We start from the raw sequence: 18310 nt of genomic DNA, 5'->3' as shown, positions 1-18310 counted from the left end.
TATGTATGCTTATGTTGTACTCAGAACATTAAAAATTACGCACGATACCGTTTGATTGTACACGTTCAATCCTGGCTCACGCCAACGACCTGTAATATTTTGTTCCGTGCCTGCTCAGGTTGCTCACTATTCAACCAGTGAATACCTTGCCAGCCACGTAACCAGGTCATCTGACGCTTCGCTAACTGTCTCGTGGCGCAAACACCGCGATAAACCATTTCATCGTATGAGATCTCGTCAGCAAGATATGACCACATCTGACGATATCCGACACAACGAATGGAAGGCATATCCGTATGCAAATCTCCCCGGGCAAAAAGCGCCCGTACTTCTGCTTCAAAACCCGAAGCTAACATCTGATGAAAACGCTGTTCGATGCGTTGATGGAGCAATTCACGGCTCGCCGGAGTAATAGCGAACTGGTGCACCTGGTACGGCAGAGCATCTCCTGACGTTTGTGTCAGCTCTGTTAAAGTTTTACCCGAAATAAAAAAAACTTCCAGTGCTCTGGAAAGTCTCTGAGGATCATTTGGATGAATACGCGCCGCTGCAACCGGATCTATCGCCTGAAGTTGCTGATGCAATACGTGCCATCCCCGCTCTGCCGCCTGTTGTTCAATGATTGCCCTGACCTGTGGATCGGCAGAAGGTAAAGGGGATAATCCTTCCAGCAACGCTTTGAAATACAACATGGTTCCCCCCACCAGCAACGGAATACGCCCAGCTGCGGCGATATCGGCCATTTCTGCCAGGGCATCACGACGAAAATCAGCGGCGGAATACGCCTGCGCCGGATCACGAATATCCAGCAACCGATGTGGTGCCATCGTTAACTCTGTGGCATCGGGCTTGGCAGTACCAATATCCATTCCGCGATAAATCAGTGCTGAATCGACACTGATCAACTCGACCGGTAAAACTTTATGCAACGCAATCGCTAATGCGGTCTTACCTGAGGCGGTTGGCCCCATTAAAAATATTGCCTTCGGCAGGCTCGTCCGGGTGCTATCACTCATCTTTTTTTAGCGCATCTATTGCCGGATGGAGGGTAACAGGTTGTAACAGGTTTGCCGGTGGTGCCTTGACCAGCCACGGACGCAAACGCTCTATGTCAGCCAGAACCGTAATCGCCTGTGCGACACTCCACTGCACATGTTCAACCGTCAGATGGCGCGCTATCCATTGCGCGATATTATCGACATCAAACACCTCTTGCTGACTCAGGTAGCCTAACAGTTCAGGAATAAAGATTTGTAAGTTTTGCTGTCTTAAAGGTAAAGGTACACCGCGAACCGCCAGATATTGTGCTTCAGGCTGAATATCAATTCCCAGTGCGACTAAGGACGTTTGCGCTTTGCTGAGCGCATCACGCTCCTTCGCAGACACTTTTAAGCGTAGTGGAATCAGCAATGGCTGAGCACAAACGGGCTCCGTCTCTGGCGTCAACTGCGCCAGACATCGCTGCTGTTCAGCCACCGATAACGCCAGCAGTGCCAGCTGGCCATCACATTCCAGCAGGGCGTAATCGTTGTCAACGATCGTCAGCACACGACCAAAACCGGGATGGTAATTAGCCTGCTTTTCCTCCACTGCCTTCAGCGGGGCGGATGACGTGCGACTTTCCGGCGTTGTCAGCAGCTGGCGATACAGTGCTCCTTGCTGTTTTTGATAACCCGGTTGTGCCTGCGGCCAGAGAGGAGCACGGGCAGAATCCGACGGCGACTTATCATGATGATCAAACGAGGCGATCGATGTATCCGTGCGTTTTGAGGGGGAAAACTGATTGCTGCCCGCCGCCGGGCGATTTTCCGGGATCGATAACGCGGTTGCAGCGACGTCCTTCTCCTGTAACGGTGTATTATGCTGCTGAAAAACGCTTAGCACCCCCTGATAGATAAAATCATGCACCAGACGTGACTGATGAAAGCGAACTTCATGCTTCGCCGGATGAACATTGACATCAACCTGATGCGGATCGACCTTGAGGAAAAGCACAAATGCCGGTTGTCGATCAGCACCGTTATGACCGGCACACGCCTGACGGATCGCGTGATGAATTAAGCGATCGCGCATCATGCGTCCATTAACATAGCAATATTGTATTTCCGCCAGCGCTGGCGTGGTGTGTAACGGATCAACCACCCAGCCATTGAGTGCCAGATCACTATGCTGCCATGTAATGGCCAGTGCATGGTCGATGAATGCGATACCACAAATCGCCGCCAGCCGTTTCTCACAGGCACCCTCTGCTGATACAGCGCGATACTGACGCACCATTTTTCCGTTATGACTGAGATTAATGGCAACATCAAAACGCGCCAGCGCAATCCGCCGCACAACCTCATCAATATGAGCGAACTCTGTTTTGTCGGTACGCATGAATTTACGCCGTGCTGGCGTATTGTAAAACAGATCGAGCACTTCCAGGGTAGTGCCTGGTGGGTGTGCCGCTGGTTTAACCGTCACCGCCTGATCACGTCCTTCTGCATACGCCTGCCAGGCCTCCTGCTGCTCTGCTGTTCGCGAGGTCAGCGTCAGTCTGGCCACCGAACTGATACTCGCCAGTGCTTCTCCGCGAAAACCCAGACTGATAATCGCTTCCAGATCGTCAAGTGAAGCAATTTTACTGGTGGCATGACGCGCCAGCGCCAGTGCCAGCTCCTCTTTTTTAATACCACAGCCATTGTCACGAATGCGAATCAGTTTGCTGCCTCCACGTTCGATATCAATATCGATCCGCGTTGCCCCGGCATCAAGGCTATTTTCAACCAGTTCTTTCACTACCGACGCCGGACGCTCCACCACCTCACCTGCGGCAATCTGATTAGCAAGCTGTGGCGGTAGTACCTGAATCGGCATGTCTGACTCCTTAATTTGATCGTCTCTTATCCGCGCATCACAGATATTGATTAACCATGCGGTGCTGATTGTAAAGGATGTTGTATAAAATAGTGACGCAAACCGTTATAAATTGCCTCAGCGATCTGCTGCTGATGATTATCGCCGTTTAACTGACGTGCTTCACGGGCATTACTGACAAAACCCACTTCCACCAGAATGGAGGGAATATCAGGCGAACGCAATACCCCAAGGCTGGCATGTTGTGGCTGGCTTCGGCGTAGCGAACCGACCTGCCGCAACTGGCTCAATACATCGATCGCTACATCGTAACCGACTCGCTGGGCATGACCGAACTGTAAATCCAGCACAGCCTGACTGAGATAGGGATCGGTTTGGCTATTGGCCAGCGCATCCCCTGCGCCTCCCAGCAACTCAGACTGTTTCTCATGTTGTTCGAGCCAGTCCGCCATCTCACTGCGCGCTCGGTTATTGGAGAGTACCCATACTGACGCACCGGTAACATAGCGTTCAGGTACCGCATCGGCATGAATTGAAACCATAAAATTAGCATGCTGCTTACGTGCGACATCTGAACGCCCCATGACCGAAACAAAATAGTTACCATCACGGGTTAACACTGGTTTAAATAACGGATCGGCATTGAGCAGATCACGTAATTTACGGGCGATAGCGAGGGTAATATTCTTCTCCAGTATGCCATTTGGCCCGACAGCGCCCGAATCCTGGCCACCGTGCCCGGCATCAATAGCAATAATAATTTTCTTATTTTCCGTCACAGTACGGTTTTCCGGCGGTGCTATCTGCGGATTGGCGTTGGGCTTCAGCATCGCGGTGGGTTGATTCCGTGGAGAAGGCAGCAAAGTTTGCGCCGACGGAGCTGGTAACGCCGGTTTTTCGATTTCCTTCGTCATCAGTCGCGAAGAAGGTGCCAGCGATGGCGATGGCGATGGCGATGGCGATGGCGATGGCGATGGCGATGGCGATGGCGATGGCGATGGCGATGGCGATGGCGATGGCGATGGCGATGGCGAAGAGAATAAATCATCGGCCTTAATCGTCAACACCACGATATTATTGTTTCCATTACGCTGTTTTGCTGCCTGTAGCGTACTCCCGGCCGTCAAATCAACTAACAGACGAAGCGACTGAGGCTCCTGGGCCACACCGGCACGAATGCTCTTCACCAGATTTTTACCACTAAATAGCAATGGCAATCCCTGAAGCGAACCATTCTGCCTGATATCCAGCACCACCAGACGGCCACGTTGTAAACTGACTGAATAGACAGGATCACCATCAAAAATCAGCATGATATATGCTTGCCTGTTGCTATTCGTCACCCGGATATCGGATAACTGCGCCGCGACCGCCGGGAAGCTAAACAGCATAAATAGTGCGACCAACCCACTGATAATGCGATGCTTCATTCCACCGTCCTTCAGTCCAGGCATGTTAATAAAAAGGCGCCTAATGGCGAAAACGCGGTTACGCTCGCCTCACGTCCAGTGGTCTGATAAGTAAGATGGATTTCGATATCCGGTTGCGGTAAGACGCCAGCTCCCCGCTGCGGCCACTCCACCAGACAGATCGCATCATTGGCGAAATAGTCACGGATGCCCATAAATTCAAGCTCCTCGGGATCGGCCAGACGATAAAGATCAAAGTGGTATACCATCCGACGGGTAAGCGTATAAGGTTCCACCAGCGTATAAGTGGGGCTTTTGACATTACCACGATAACCAAGGGCCTGTAAAAAGCCACGGCTGAAAGTGGTTTTACCTGCTCCTAAGTCACCATACAAATAGATGACAGCCATGCCGGAGCAAGCGCGTGCGATACGGGCAGCAAAATCTAACGTTGCTTGTTCATCGGATAAGTTAATTATGTGGCTAATCATGTTTATTGTTTATCATGTCCGTGTTAACAATGGGCCTGAACAGGGAAAAGAGATCCCTCTCCCGCATTCGACTGCAATCATAACAGGCAATCTATTAATCCGCATTGTCTGTAACAATCATCCTCTGCCTACCGTTTTCTCCGCTCACGCTACTATCCTGGTGTCACGCCCGATTCGATGCAGAAATAACAATCAGCGCCACCTTTATTGGTAAGCACATACTCACATAGGCCCGACAATGACGAGCAATACTGCACAGAGCAAATGTGGTATAGTCGCGAGGTTTCCCGTCATCGTTAACGTTCATCATGCTGCCATCTTCTGATCTCACTACGCTCGCACAAAAAATCAGGCAATGGGGCCAGGAACTGGGGTTTCAGCAGGTCGGTATCAGCGATACCGATCTCAGTGCCAGCGAAGCCGAACTCCAGCGCTGGCTGGACCAGCAATACCACGGTGACATGGCATGGATGGCGCGTTACGGTATGCTGCGTGCCCGGCCTCATGAGTTCCATCCCGGTGCATTACGTATTATTAGCGTAAGAATGAACTATCTTCCAGCCAACGCCGCTTTCGCGCGCACACTGAAAGATCCTTCCTGCGGTTATATCAGCCGTTATGCGCTTGGACGCGACTATCATAAGCTATTACGCCATCGTTTGAAAAAACTGGGAGAGCGAATCCAGCAACACTGTTCGCAGCTCAATTTCAGACCGTTTGTTGATTCTGCCCCAATACTGGAACGTCCTCTGGCTGAAAAAGCAGGACTTGGCTGGACAGGTAAGCACTCACTTATTCTCAACCGTCATGCTGGCTCCTTCTTTTTTCTCGGTGAGCTGCTGGTGAATATTCCCCTGCCGGTCGATCAGCCGCAAGCAGCAAGTTGTGGACGTTGTGTCGCCTGTATGACCATCTGCCCTACCCAGGCGATTGTCGAACCTTATGTTGTCGATGCCCGTCGCTGCATCTCTTATCTGACTATCGAACTGGAAGGGGCGATCCCGGAAGCATTGCGTTCCCTTATCGGCAACCGTATTTATGGTTGTGACGACTGTCAGCTGATTTGCCCGTGGAACCGCTTCTCACAGTTAAGCAATGAACCGGACTTCTCCCCCCGCCAGGCACTCCACGCCGCCACGCTGGTCGAACTCTTCGCCTGGAGTGAAGCCTATTTTCTGAAAATGACGGAAGGGTCAGCGATTCGCCGGATAGGTTACCTGCGATGGCGACGTAATATTGCTGTCGCCCTCGGCAATGCCAGCTGGAATACCGCTCATCTTGCCGCCCTGGAGAGCCGCCTCGGTGAACACCCACTGCTTGATGAACATATTAACTGGGCGATAGCACAACAAATCCAAAAGCGTCATGCCAGCACCATTGAGGTTCAGCCAGCCAGAACACAACGGTTGATACGAACGATTGAAAAAGGATTGCCTGAAAGCGCCTGAGTTATTCACAGGATGTGGATAAAAACAAAAACATTTTGTGTTTCAACAAGCAGACATTCGTCAAGAGATAGAGTTAACAATTTTAATTGAATTTTATTCAATTATTTTCAACAAGATAAAAACAAGTCGTTGATATGATAAAATACGCTACTCTGCCCTATGCCGGGCTTAACCTGTGGATAAGTCTGTTTACAGTTTTCTCTGCTGGCGATGCCAGCACAGCAATAAAGCCGCCATCCGCTGTGGATAAACTGAATCAATGACAGCGCGGCAGACGAGAACCTGACAACCTGGATTATGACTCATCCGTCAATGGCGAGTCACATAGTCTAACGGAACAGGCAGTTAGAACTTACCGGCCAGGCTCATACACTATTTTGTTATTATACTTGAAAAAATCCTCTGATTGTATTTTAACCATGGCCTCTCTATACTATCAGTAGACTTTTTTTAGACTGAATTTAGTCTTATCAATCGAGGTAAAATATGCGCTACTCAGAACAGATAAAACCTATTAGCTATTTAAAGGCTAATGCTGCCGAAGTGATGGCTAAACTAACAGAATCAGGCTCGCCAATGATTATTACCCAAAATGGCGAAGCAAAAGCAGTTATTCAAGACATTGCATCCTATGAAAAAACACAGGAAACCTTAGCGTTACTTAAAATACTGACATTAGGTCAACAACAAGTTGAAGCTGGCAAAGTCAGTGATATGAAAAGTGTTGTACAACGTCTAAAAAGCAAAAGGAAATAAGCAGAATGGCATCATACAAAGTAGTAATGACCAAAGATGCCGAAGCAGACCTGGAGGAGATCTACAACTATATCACTGACCATGACAGCAGTTATAATGCTGACTATGTACTGGATGAATTGCTAAAGGTAACTGATACACTGACCAACTTCCCCATGAAAGGTAGTATACCGAAAGAGCTACAAAGTTTAGGTATTCAGGAATATCGACAAATCTTCTTTAAACCTTATCGCGTTATCTATCGAGCAATAGGCAAACAAGTTGTTATCTTCATCATTGCAGATGGTAGACGAGATATGCAAACCTTACTAAGTCGCAGACTCTTAGGATAATCATCGTTAATCATGGGCTTAAATATATGTCTAACACTAACGCCAATTTTGAGATAACTGGGATCCTGTCAGGGCAAGAAGTCCGTAAACGTAAAACGCCCCAGGAGAAAATCACCATTATCCAGCACTCGGACGAGAGCAGCGCTGGCTGGCCGGGAATAAAAAATTCAGGGTGCTGTTCCTGCCAGTATATTCAACGTAGCTGAATCCAATAGAACGATTGTGGCTGTCATTACATGAAACGGTCACACAGAATCATTCGTGCCGATACATGTGACCAATGATTTATCATTAACAGTAAAGGGGCTCTAGATCATTAATATAGAACTCTTTGCATTTGTCTGGCGCGGAAAGATCGAATTTTATGTTTCCCTTTCTGCCAACTTGGATAGTAACCTCTTTTTTATCTTCAAAGAAATAATCAATACCGCCAATTTCATCATACTCATTAACAAAAACATAAAGGCCTAATGCCTCTAGATCGTTGCTGGGAAGGATATCATTCTTCTGGTATACTTTATCTGGAAAACAACGTAGGTACTGAGCAGTTGGGCGATTATAAAATTTACATCGTAATGATTGAGGTAATTCATTGTCAAATTGCACAGTCAGGCTGCTTTTTGTTATCCAGACACTCAAATTTATATGCGGGGCAAACATAATCTCAGATAGACTATATTGAAAATAGTCGGGGGCGGCCATCAAATATCCTTCCAACCGTGATTGCTGATTCGATTGATCGGGTAACGAAATAAAACTAATCAGTGGTGGCCCCCATAGTTCGTCAGTTAAGGCTTAAATTTGATAAAGCATGATGCAATGATCAAATATTTTATAAAATAGTCTGCTTGATTTGTCGTAGGGTATTTCAAACTCGACATTTCCTTGTGGTGTATAACGTTTGCCATTACCTTGCTCGATGCCCTGTTGATAATCTTGAGTGGCGATTAAGATACCATTCTCGGCATACCAGCGTGCTTCTCCATGACGTTTATTATCAACAATAGGAATTTCTTGATAAATATTGCCATTAGGATAAAAACCCTGAATAACCCCATCTTTTATTGGGGAAACTTTTCGGAGTTTTCCATTTCAGTGATAATATTTATGTTCGCTAATTGCCATACCATTACTATAAACACACTCACCCGCGAGAATACCAGACTCATAATAATAAATCTCAGAGCCATCAAGTTGATCATTATTGAATGAACACTTACAGTAAACATTTCCATTGGGATAATAGCCTGTCTCATCACCGTCTTTAACCCCATCTTTGAAGTGGCTCACTATACACAAGCTGGCATTTTTATAATAGCAGCGCTCTCCATGTTCAATGCCATTAGCATAATTATTCTCCATTGACCAACTATCATCTAAGGCCTTTACCTTTGTTAGCCCATGTCTTTTACCATTCACATAGTTGACCTCAGCAATTCTTTCGTATGATTCATCAAATAAAACGATACCTGTAATGGGTAAACCAGAACTATCTGTACAGTATGATAGATCGTCTATCAGGTTGACTTCACATGCTTTGTAAAACATCATTCTTTAAAGATCCTGTTACAGCACAACAACAATAATGATTCTTTTAAGCAAAAGTAGTTTCGATATCAGGCATGTAAACCATCTTTTTCACACGTTAGAAATCGGTTTCATACATTTTAAACTGTGCTATTTTAGCTAAATCATCGGGTGATAAATCTTGTAATTTTTTAAGTGTATTTCTATCGTAATCCGTATCATAATGATAAAGCCCATTTTTATCCGATACAATGAACGGTCCATTAAATAATCCCTTATAACGCAATACTTTAAAGGTTTTACCGTCTAATGCTACCGGATGTGAGCGATAGTAAACAAGATTATCATCGAAGACGAAACCATATCCTGTTAATCGTGCTGATTTTACATCAAGAGGTAAAATTTTACCCAGTAAGTAGACATGATTTTTGTCTTTAGCAAAACCATACCCATTAGTAGCTCTGAAAGATTTGACATCAACATTATCGAGTCTAATTAATTTTTTATCTTTGGTAACATCGGAAATATGATCAAGATAAACATAGTTTTTATCTTTCCAATAAATTGGTTCGCCTGCTCCACATTTAGTAAATGTCGCGCCATCAATTCCTTCAATGCGTTGATAGTCCCCTCCATAACAACCTAAATAAACATAATTTTTATCAGCAAACAGATCTGACATCATGCAGACTTCTCTTAATGTGACAGGATCTGCACCTGCTAGTTCAATATAATCATCGCCTCTCCTTTCGTAGACTTTATTATTGAACGTATAAAAATATCCTAACAATGGCAAAGGATTATCTTGAGTAGCCTGGCTAATTTTATACGGGAGAATAATTTCTTCCTGCTCTTTACTATAACGATTCAAGGCATTCTTTATGGGCTTGTAATAGTAATCTTTTTTTCTTAATGCCTTATTTACAGGTGGAAAAAAATCTTCATCCATAAAACTAAAAAACAGAGCAATATGCTCATCAATAATCGTTTGAGAAACTTCAAACTCATCAACTTTATGCAAAGTATTTTTATTTAAATGATAAGCAGAGTAAAAATCCCCCGTCCACGGACTGATAAATAAAGCAGTATCATTACTCTCAATATCTTTATAACTAGCAAGCTGAGACAGCATAGATAGCATTATTTTTTCATAACTGGGAAAAATTTCCTGATCAAATACAACAGCAATAAATACGCGTTGTTTTTCTGCATCATAATTGAAAAGAACAACATCACTACCGGGATCACTATTTTTTAAATCATACAGTAAACTGGCATAAAAATAGGCGACACTTTTTAATGTGTTAATACTTTTTGGTGTGTGGAAATTATCGCACTCCTGCGATTGACCAGATAATAAGTATTTTTCAACGTCAGTATTTTTTTGTTTACTGCGTAAATATTTATCTAATGCTGTGGCGGTTATTTTTGCATTAATAATACATCCCCAGGGTTCAGACATACACAGCACTCCTTTTTTACATATAAAAATATTTACTTATTTAGACGAAACAGTGTTTTCTGCTTAAAATAAAACATAGATTAAACAAAGTGTCAATTAGCAAAATGTCAATGTGAGCTCTAATTATTTTTAATTACAAAGTAAATATATTAATAATACATATATTTAACTCACCAGGGTGTGTCACGTAACTTTTTTTTGTACAACACAGCACTATTAAACGGGTGAAAAACCGCTACAGAAAGTGCGTTTATCAGCCAATATTGCCTTTTTAGAGATAATTTTTACTTTCAATCCTGACCTTCAAATAGGTTAAGAGCCTATCCCATTAGGCGTTATTGGCGCAGCCAGTTTGGACACGGACAGCGCGGAGAAACCGCAGCGTACACGGAGTACGTGAGGATTTCGAGCACTGCCCAGGGACAAAATGGCCAGTAAAATAGCCTAATGGGATAGGCTCTAAGGGACACACCCTACTATTCCAGACAGCGCTTTAGTCAAAAAACTCATTCCATTTTTGAACTAAATTCTCCTGGAGGACTCTGGATTATTCTGGAAAGTAAAATCGTGAAATCACTTGCAAAATCGAAGCGTTGCAGACTTTAACGGACGGGACTGTGCTGGATGTTATACTGGAGCGGGAAACGAGACTCGAACTCGCGACCCCGACCTTGGCAAGGTCGTGCTCTACCAACTGAGCTATTCCCGCTCGGGAGTGGTACTTTTTACATTATGGAGCGGGAAACGAGACTCGAACTCGCGACCCCGACCTTGGCAAGGTCGTGCTCTACCAACTGAGCTATTCCCGCCCGGGAGTGGTGCTTTTTACGTTATGGAGCGGGAAACGAGACTCGAACTCGCGACCCCGACCTTGGCAAGGTCGTGCTCTACCAACTGAGCTATTCCCGCATACTTCTTTTTAACGCTCTATTCGCCTGATATTACGGCGCCGTGTCCGGCATTTCTGCTGTGCCACGGGAGGCGCATTATACGAGAATTCAGGTCTCCTGCAACCCCCTCTGGGGACACTTTTTTATATTTTCGATCCGAGTGGCTACTTTATCACCAGCGATAACATGACAACATAGCCACTGATTTTATCCCGGAGTGACAATTACAGTTTGATAAAACATTCACGATAGTAAGCCAGTTCAGCGACCGATTCACGAATATCATCCAGCGCCTGATGCGTGCCCTGCTTTTTAAAGCCGCTGAGAATTTCCGGTTTCCAGCGACGAGCCAGCTCTTTTAAGGTACTGACATCCAGATAGCGATAATGGAAATAGGCTTCCAGTTCAGGCATATATTTATACAGGAAGCGGCGATCCTGACCAATGCTGTTACCGCAGATCGGCGATTTCCCTGCTGGCGCCCACTGTCGCAAAAAAGCCAGCGTCGCCAGCTCTGCCTGGCGCTCATCCTGGGTGCTGGCCTGCACACGCTTCACCAGTCCACTACGAGTATGGGTACGCACATTCCATTCATCCATCAATGCAAGCTGAGCCTCAGACTGATGAACCGCAATAACCGGCCCTTCTGCCAGAATATTCAATTGGGCATCGGTGACCAGCGTCGCTATTTCAATAATCCGATCGTGCTGCGGATCGAGGCCCGTCATTTCCAGATCGATCCATATCAGATTGTTTTCATCTACACTCATGCTATTTCCCCCTCTTGCATGACTATATTGATTTAAAATAGCGTGTATCATAGAACTTTTGCCTGTTAAGGGCGACCAGGAGCATGTTCTGTTGCGTAAAAATAAACTCTCCAAAGGCCAGCAGCGCCGCGTCAAAGCGAACCATCAGCGCCGTCTGAAAACCCCTGCGCAGCAAACTGATGACGATGACAACCTGTTTGCTGAAGCGGGGGAAGGCGTTGTTATCAGTCGTTTTGGGATGCATGCCGATATCGAATCCCCGGATGGTCGCATTCATCGCTGCCATATCCGGCGGACCATCTCCTCGCTGGTGACGGGTGATCGTGTTGTCTGGCGTGCTGGTAAAGAGATCGATGATGGTGTTGATGTCAAAGGCATTGTTGAAGCGGTACACCCACGAAGCTCCGAGCTCACCCGCCCAGACTTTTACGATGGCGTGAAACCGATCGCCGCCAATATTAACCAGATTGTGATTGTCTCCGCCATCGTGCCTGAGCTGTCACTTAACATGATTGATCGTTATCTGGTCGCCTGCGAAACCTTGCATATTGAACCCTTGATCGTGTGCAATAAAGTCGATCTGCTGGATGAGGAAGATCTTACTTTCGTGAGCCAGCAAATGGCGATTTACCGTAACATTGGTTATCGGGTCTTAATGGTCTCCAGCCGTATTGCGGACACGCTTTCGTCACTTGAGCAAGCGCTGACCGGACGAATCAGTATCTTTGCCGGGCAATCAGGGGTGGGGAAATCCAGTCTGCTTAATGTGCTGCTTGGCTTACAGGAAGATCAGATCCTGACCAATCAGGTTTCAGATAACTCCGGGCTGGGGCAGCATACCACCACAGCGGCGCGTCTTTACCATTTTCCCCATGGTGGCGATGTGATTGACTCGCCTGGCGTGCGGGAATTTGGCCTGTGGCATCTGAATGCGGAACAAATCACACAAGGTTTTGTCGAATTTGATGATTATACGGGTCAGTGCCGCTACCGCGACTGTAAACACGGCAGCGATCCCGGCTGTGCACTACGCGAAGCCGTAGAAAACGGCGATATCGCGGAGAGCCGCTTCGAAAATTATCATCGTATTCTGGAAAGCATGGCGCAGGTAAAAACACGAAAAAGCTTTTTACCATCCGATAACTGACATTTATGCTGAGCACCGTTAAAATCGTCTCCCTCTTTATTTCGTTCCCGCGCTGTGACGGGAGCCCGAGTCGATCAATAACGGCCTGGAGGCTACTTTGTTAAACGATCTTAAAATTTCACTGCAACATATTCTGCCAGCATTATGGCTTACTCGTCTGGCGGGCTGGGGGGCCAATAAGCGTGCAGGCTGGTTGACAAAATTAGTTATCGACTTGTTTGTAAAATACTACAAAGTCGATATGGCAGAGGCACAAAAGCCGGATACCGCCAGCTATCGTACTTTTAATGATTTCTTCACCCGCCCGTTGCGCGAAAATGCCCGTCCAATCGATACCGATCCCAACGTATTAGTGATGCCAGCTGATGGTGTTATCAGTCAGTCAGGCGCGATTGAAAACGACAAAATTTTGCAGGCCAAAGGCCATAATTATACGCTGGAAGCTCTGCTGGCCGGCAACTATCAGATGGCGGATCTGTTCCGTAACGGCAGCTTCGTCACCACCTACCTGTCACCACGTGACTATCATCGTGTCCATATGCCCTGCAACGGTATCCTGCGCGAGATGATCTACGTGCCGGGTGATCTGTTTTCGGTCAGTCCGCTGACTGCACAAAACATTGCCAATCTTTTTGCCCGTAATGAGCGCGTTATCTGTCGCTTTGATACCGAATTTGGCCCTATGGTGCAAATTTTAGTCGGCGCAACGATTGTCGGCAGTATTTCGACCGTCTGGTCAGGGACGGTAACACCGCCGCGTGAAGGGATTATCAAGCGCTGGAGCTGGCCGGATGGGAGTGACAAAGACGCTATCGCTCTCCTGAAAGGCCAGGAAATGGGGATGTTTAAACTCGGCTCAACCGTTATCAACCTCTTTGCCCCTGGAAAAATCCGGCTGGTGGATGAACTGAAAACCCACCCTGTCACCCGAGTGGGTCAGCCACTCGCGATCATCACCGGAACCGCGAGCAGCCCATCCGCTGAGGCCAGCTAACCGCCTGCCTGCCGCTACCCTTACCAGCGCGGTAAGGGTAGCGGTAGTCGGCTCAGGCGCGATCTACCGTAAAGGCCATCACTTCGCCAATACTCTCCGCCCCCAGGGCCAGCATAATTAAACGGTCAACCCCCAGGGCGACGCCCGAGCAATCGGGTAAGCCGTGATCCAGCGCCGCCAGCAGGTGAGTATCAATCGGTTGCTGAGGTAAGCCACGCGCCTCACGCTTACGATTATCCTGTTCAAAACGCTGTTGTTGTTCACGCATATCGCTCAATTCGTGGAAGCCATTCGCCAGTTCCATCCCTTTGAAATAGACCTCAAAACGCTCTGCCACGCGATGATCTTCACTGCTGATTTGTGCCAGAGACGCCTGGCTTGCCGGAAAATGATACACAAAAGTCGGGCACTCTTTACCAATATGGGGTTCGATGCCGACAGAAAACAATAACTGCAATAAAGTGTCACGATCCTCTTCTGTGTCAGCGATATTGCTCAGATCAAGCTTCGCGGCGGCTTCACGTAACTGCGCTTTATCTGCCGACAACGGATCAAGCTCAAGATGGCGCTGAAAGGCCTGTTGATAAGAGAGCATTTCAGCGGGCTGACACTCCAGTACCTGTTGCAGAAAATCATCCACTTCATTGATCAGACGGTACATATCATAGCTTGGGCGATACCACTCCAGCATCGTAAATTCCGGATTGTGGTGTCGCCCCATCTCTTCATTGCGGAAACTACGACAGAGCTGAAAAATCGGGCCACAACCAGCAGCCAGCAAACGCTTCATATGATATTCCGGACTGGTCATCAGATAGAGATCCACCCCCTGCGAATAACTCGGGCCGACAAACCGGGTCTGAAACGGAACCATATGTATATCCGTCACTGTCGCCTGACTCATACAAGGGGTTTCCACCTCCAGTACACCACGATCATTAAAAAATCGGCGAATATCCGCCATTATCGCTGCACGTTTTAATAAGCTGGCAATAGATGCGCTCGGCTGCCAGGTTGCCGTTTCGCTCATAGCGACTTTCTCCGCTTTCCCCTAAGGGCTCGAAGTCTACTCGCAACTGTTGGGGGACACAAATTTTGTCCTGTTGATCTTATCAGTAACATCATCCACAACAATAATCAGATAAAAATCATCACGACGACCAATACAAACTGTTAAAACAATCGTACACGTCAACTTTCCATATTTTTCTTGAGGTTATAATCCATCATCGTTTAAGGGACTACTACCCGTACTACTTATTTTGATAGTAAAACTTATAAAAAAAGGAGGAATGTCGTGCAAACTTTTCAAGCCGATATTGCCGTCATCGGTGCTGGCGGTGCGGGGATCCGTGCTGCCATTGCTGCTGCGCAGGCAAACCCTGGCGCGAAAATCGCGCTGATTTCAAAAGTTTATCCAATGCGTAGCCATACTGTAGCAGCAGAAGGTGGCTCCGCCGCTGTCGCCCAACAGCATGACAGTTTTGAATACCATTTCCATGACACCGTCGCTGGCGGAGACTGGCTGTGTGAACAGGATGTGGTTGACTATTTCGTCCACCATTGTCCTACCGAAATGACGCAGCTTGAACTCTGGGGATGTCCCTGGAGCCGTCGGCCAGACGGTAGCGTCAATGTCCGGCGCTTCGGCGGAATGAAAATCGAACGCACCTGGTTTGCCGCTGATAAAACCGGCTTCCATATGCTCCATACGCTGTTCCAGACTTCCCTGCAATTCCCACAAATCCAGCGCTTTGATGAACATTTTGTCCTCGACATTCTGGTCGATGAGGGACAGGTGCACGGGCTGGTGGCGATGAATATGATGGAAGGCTCACTGGTGCAAATCCGTGCTAATGCGGTGGTTCTGGCGACCGGTGGTGCCGGGCGCGTCTATCGTTACAATACCAACGGTGGCATTGTGACCGGCGATGGCATGGGAATGGCACTCCGTCATGGCATACCGCTGCGCGATATGGAGTTTGTGCAATACCATCCGACGGGTCTGCCTGGTTCCGGAATACTGATGACCGAAGGCTGCCGTGGTGAAGGTGGTATTCTGGTGAATAAAAATGGCTACCGTTATCTGCAGGATTACGGTATGGGGCCAGAAACCCCGCTGGGCGAACCGAAAAACAAATACATGGAGCTGGGGCCGAGGGATAAAGTTTCTCAGGCATTCTGGCATGAATGGCGTAAAGGCAACACCATTGCCACCGCGCGCGGGGATGTCGTCTATCTTGATTTGCGCCATCTGGGTGAGAAGAAGATCCATGAGCGTCTGCCATTTATCTGTGAACTGGCAAAAGCCTATGTCGGCGTCGATCCGGTCAAAGAACCGATCCCGGTACGCCCTACCGCCCACTATACGATGGGAGGGATCGAAACCGATCAACAATGCGAAACGCGGATCAAAGGTCTGTTTGCAGTGGGTGAGTGCTCCTCTGTCGGTCTGCACGGAGCAAATCGTCTTGGCTCTAACTCACTGGCTGAACTGGTGGTATTTGGTCGTCTTGCCGGTGAACAGGCGATGGAGCGCGCCTCTCAGGCCAAAGTAGCCAGTGATAGCGTGCTGAATGCACAAGCCGCTGATGTTGAAAAACGGCTGCAAGCGCTCGTTAATCAGGAAGGCAACGAAAACTGGGCCACTATACGCGATGAAATGGGGCTATCGATGGAAGAGGGCTGTGGTATCTACCGTACGCCTGAACTGATGCAAAAGACTATCGACAAGCTGGCAGAACTGCAGGAACGTTTTAAACGTGTGCGTATTACCGATACCTCCAGCGTTTTCAATACCGACCTGCTCTATACCATCGAACTGGGTCATGGACTGAACATCGCCGAATGCATGGCGCACTCTGCCATGGCGCGCAAAGAGTCGCGTGGTGCACATCAGCGCCTGGATGAGGGGTGTACTGAGCGTGACGATATTAATTTTCTCAAACATACCCTCGCTTTCCGCGATGCCGACAACGCGACACGTCTGGAGTACAGTGAGGTGAAAATTACGACGCTGCCACCAGCAAAACGGGTATACGGTGCTGAAGCAGAAGCAGCCGATAAAAAGGAGGCGGCAAATGGCTGAGATGAATAACCGCAAAATCGAAGTCATGCGTTACAATCCGGAAACGGATAGCGCACCCCATAGTGTTTGTTATGACGTTCCTTATGATGAGCAAACCTCATTACTCGACGCGCTGGGCTATATCAAAGATAATCTCGCGCCGGATCTCAGCTATCGCTGGTCCTGTCGCATGGCGATTTGTGGCTCCTGTGGCATGATGGTCAACCGGGTGCCCAAACTGGCCTGTAAAACGTTCCTCCGCGACTATCCGCAGGGAATAAAAGTCGAAGCGTTGGCTAACTTCCCGATTGAACGCGATCTGGTGGTCGATATGACGCACTTTATCGAAAGTCTGGAAGCGATAAAGCCCTATATTATCGGCAATCCACGCACACCAGAGCAGGGCACCAATCTGCAAACTCCGGCACAGATGGCCAAATATCATCAATTTTCTGGCTGTATCAACTGCGGTCTATGCTATGCCGCCTGCCCTCAGTTTGGCCTCAACCCGGAATTTATTGGCCCTGCCGCGATTACACTTGCTCATCGCTACAATGAGGACAACCGCGATTACGGTAAAAAAGAACGTATGGCCCAGCTCAACGGCAATAACGGTGTCTGGAGCTGTACTTTCGTCGGCTACTGTTCAGAAGTCTGCCCGAAACATGTCGATCCGGCCGCCGCCATTCAGCAGGGTAAGGTAGAAAGTGCAAAAGACTTTCTTATCGCCACCCTGAAACCACGCTAAGGAGTGCATGATGATATCTAAACGTAAACCCTATGTGCGGCCAATGCCTTCTGACTGGTGGAAAAAACTGCCGTTTTATCGCTTCTATATGCTGCGTGAGAGTACGGCTATCCCGACAATATGGTTCAGCATTGTCTTGCTTTTTGGCATTTTCTCACTAAAACAGGGGGCAGAAAGCTGGGCGAGTTATGTCACTTTCCTGCAAAACCCACTGGTGGTTATTCTCAACATTATTACCCTGGCTGCCACGCTGTTACACAGTAAAACCTGGTTTGAACTGGCACCGAAAGCCGCCAATATTATTGTCAAAGGGGAGAAAGTGCCGCCAGCGCTCATGATTAAAGGGCTCTGGCTGATTACCGCCCTGGCGACCATCGTCATTTTGCTTGTTGCCCTGTTCTGGTAAGGAG

At 47.6% G+C, this 18310-nt stretch carries 17 protein-coding genes, 3 tRNA genes and 1 pseudogene; 9 read left to right on the top strand and 12 right to left on the bottom strand.

What is annotated here, in order from left to right; all coding sequences use genetic code 11:
- Nucleotides 1-65 precede the first annotated feature (65 nt).
- Genes miaA through tsaE form a run of 4 tightly spaced genes read right to left on the bottom strand, consistent with a single transcriptional unit; the run spans nucleotide 66 to nucleotide 4759 of the window.
- A complete protein-coding gene (gene miaA, locus PT300_04895; protein ID MDF7679983.1) occupies nucleotides 66-1016 on the bottom strand; it encodes a tRNA (adenosine(37)-N6)-dimethylallyltransferase MiaA in 951 nt (316 codons plus the stop codon).
- On the bottom strand, nucleotides 1009-2859 hold the full coding sequence (mutL, locus tag PT300_04890) for a DNA mismatch repair endonuclease MutL (protein ID MDF7679982.1): 1851 nt from the start codon (nucleotides 2857-2859) through the stop codon (nucleotides 1009-1011). Before mutL ends, miaA begins: the two co-directional genes overlap by 8 nt.
- Nucleotides 2860-2909: 50 nt before the next feature.
- The gene (gene amiB / locus PT300_04885) at nucleotides 2910-4289 is read right to left on the bottom strand and encodes an N-acetylmuramoyl-L-alanine amidase AmiB (GenBank protein ID MDF7679981.1); all 1380 of its coding nucleotides are present in this window, start codon (nucleotides 4287-4289) and stop codon (nucleotides 2910-2912) included.
- 11 nt (nucleotides 4290-4300) lie between these two features.
- Complete coding sequence (tsaE, locus tag PT300_04880; protein ID MDF7679980.1) at nucleotides 4301-4759, bottom strand: tRNA (adenosine(37)-N6)-threonylcarbamoyltransferase complex ATPase subunit type 1 TsaE; 459 nt, start codon at nucleotides 4757-4759, stop codon at nucleotides 4301-4303.
- A 308-nt stretch (nucleotides 4760-5067) separates the two neighbouring features.
- Here tsaE and queG point away from each other — a divergent pair, with 308 nt between their 5' ends.
- From queG to PT300_04860, 4 genes and pseudogenes are all read left to right on the top strand, one after another.
- Complete coding sequence (gene queG, locus PT300_04875; protein MDF7679979.1) at nucleotides 5068-6207, top strand: tRNA epoxyqueuosine(34) reductase QueG; 1140 nt, start codon at nucleotides 5068-5070, stop codon at nucleotides 6205-6207.
- Between the two features lie 486 nt (nucleotides 6208-6693).
- Nucleotides 6694-6963, top strand: coding sequence for a type II toxin-antitoxin system Phd/YefM family antitoxin (locus tag PT300_04870; GenBank protein ID MDF7679978.1), 270 nt, complete (start codon nucleotides 6694-6696; stop codon nucleotides 6961-6963).
- A 5-nt stretch (nucleotides 6964-6968) separates the two neighbouring features.
- Entirely contained in the window at nucleotides 6969-7295 is a 327-nt protein-coding gene (locus tag PT300_04865) for a type II toxin-antitoxin system RelE/ParE family toxin (GenBank protein ID MDF7679977.1), read from the top strand.
- 145 nt (nucleotides 7296-7440) lie between these two features.
- Nucleotides 7441-7569 (top strand): annotated as a pseudogene (locus PT300_04860) (transposase).
- A 17-nt stretch (nucleotides 7570-7586) separates the two neighbouring features.
- Here PT300_04860 and PT300_04855 read toward each other — a convergent pair.
- The 7 genes from PT300_04855 to orn form a co-directional block, all read right to left on the bottom strand.
- Nucleotides 7587-7997: a hypothetical protein gene (locus PT300_04855; GenBank protein ID MDF7679976.1), complete on the bottom strand. Its 411-nt coding sequence runs from the start codon at nucleotides 7995-7997 to the stop codon at nucleotides 7587-7589.
- A 390-nt stretch (nucleotides 7998-8387) separates the two neighbouring features.
- Complete coding sequence (locus tag PT300_04850) at nucleotides 8388-8846, bottom strand: hypothetical protein (protein ID MDF7679975.1); 459 nt, start codon at nucleotides 8844-8846, stop codon at nucleotides 8388-8390.
- 94 nt (nucleotides 8847-8940) lie between these two features.
- A complete protein-coding gene (locus tag PT300_04845) occupies nucleotides 8941-10284 on the bottom strand; it encodes a DKNYY domain-containing protein (protein ID MDF7679974.1) in 1344 nt (447 codons plus the stop codon).
- 633 nt (nucleotides 10285-10917) lie between these two features.
- Nucleotides 10918-10993, bottom strand: a tRNA-Gly gene (locus PT300_04840).
- Nucleotides 10994-11017: 24 nt separating this feature from the next.
- Nucleotides 11018-11093: transfer RNA gene (locus tag PT300_04835), tRNA-Gly, on the bottom strand.
- Between the two features lie 24 nt (nucleotides 11094-11117).
- Nucleotides 11118-11193 (bottom strand) — tRNA-Gly (locus PT300_04830).
- A 205-nt stretch (nucleotides 11194-11398) separates the two neighbouring features.
- On the bottom strand, nucleotides 11399-11944 hold the full coding sequence (gene orn, locus PT300_04825; GenBank protein ID MDF7679973.1) for an oligoribonuclease: 546 nt from the start codon (nucleotides 11942-11944) through the stop codon (nucleotides 11399-11401).
- 91 nt (nucleotides 11945-12035) lie between these two features.
- Between orn and rsgA the strand changes: the two genes are divergently transcribed.
- On the top strand, nucleotides 12036-13091 hold the full coding sequence (rsgA, locus tag PT300_04820) for a small ribosomal subunit biogenesis GTPase RsgA (GenBank protein MDF7679972.1): 1056 nt from the start codon (nucleotides 12036-12038) through the stop codon (nucleotides 13089-13091).
- Nucleotides 13092-13188: 97 nt separating this feature from the next.
- Nucleotides 13189-14085 (top strand): archaetidylserine decarboxylase, encoded by an 897-nt coding sequence (gene asd, locus PT300_04815; protein ID MDF7679971.1) that lies wholly within the window; start codon nucleotides 13189-13191, stop codon nucleotides 14083-14085.
- 52 nt (nucleotides 14086-14137) lie between these two features.
- Here asd and epmA read toward each other — a convergent pair whose 3' ends face one another.
- The gene (gene epmA, locus PT300_04810; protein ID MDF7679970.1) at nucleotides 14138-15115 is read right to left on the bottom strand and encodes an elongation factor P--(R)-beta-lysine ligase; all 978 of its coding nucleotides are present in this window, start codon (nucleotides 15113-15115) and stop codon (nucleotides 14138-14140) included.
- A gap of 267 nt (nucleotides 15116-15382) precedes the next feature.
- On the opposite strand from epmA, the gene frdA reads away from it, so the two are divergent.
- From frdA to frdC, 3 genes are read left to right on the top strand one after another with little or no spacing between them, the layout of a single operon-like run.
- On the top strand, nucleotides 15383-17173 hold the full coding sequence (frdA, locus tag PT300_04805; GenBank protein ID MDF7679969.1) for a fumarate reductase (quinol) flavoprotein subunit: 1791 nt from the start codon (nucleotides 15383-15385) through the stop codon (nucleotides 17171-17173).
- Nucleotides 17166-17900 (top strand): succinate dehydrogenase/fumarate reductase iron-sulfur subunit, encoded by a 735-nt coding sequence (locus PT300_04800; protein MDF7679968.1) that lies wholly within the window; start codon nucleotides 17166-17168, stop codon nucleotides 17898-17900. Before frdA ends, PT300_04800 begins: the two co-directional genes overlap by 8 nt.
- Before the next feature lie 10 nt (nucleotides 17901-17910).
- Nucleotides 17911-18306, top strand: coding sequence for a fumarate reductase subunit FrdC (frdC, locus tag PT300_04795; protein MDF7679967.1), 396 nt, complete (start codon nucleotides 17911-17913; stop codon nucleotides 18304-18306).
- Nucleotides 18307-18310 lie beyond the last annotated feature (4 nt).

It is taken from the genome of Enterobacteriaceae bacterium ESL0689, from assembly GCA_029433525.1.
Taxonomy (GTDB): Bacteria; Pseudomonadota; Gammaproteobacteria; order Enterobacterales; family Enterobacteriaceae; genus JAQTIF01.
The sequence above is the reverse complement of the archived record's forward strand: the minus strand, read 5'-3'. Positions and strand labels throughout refer to the sequence as shown.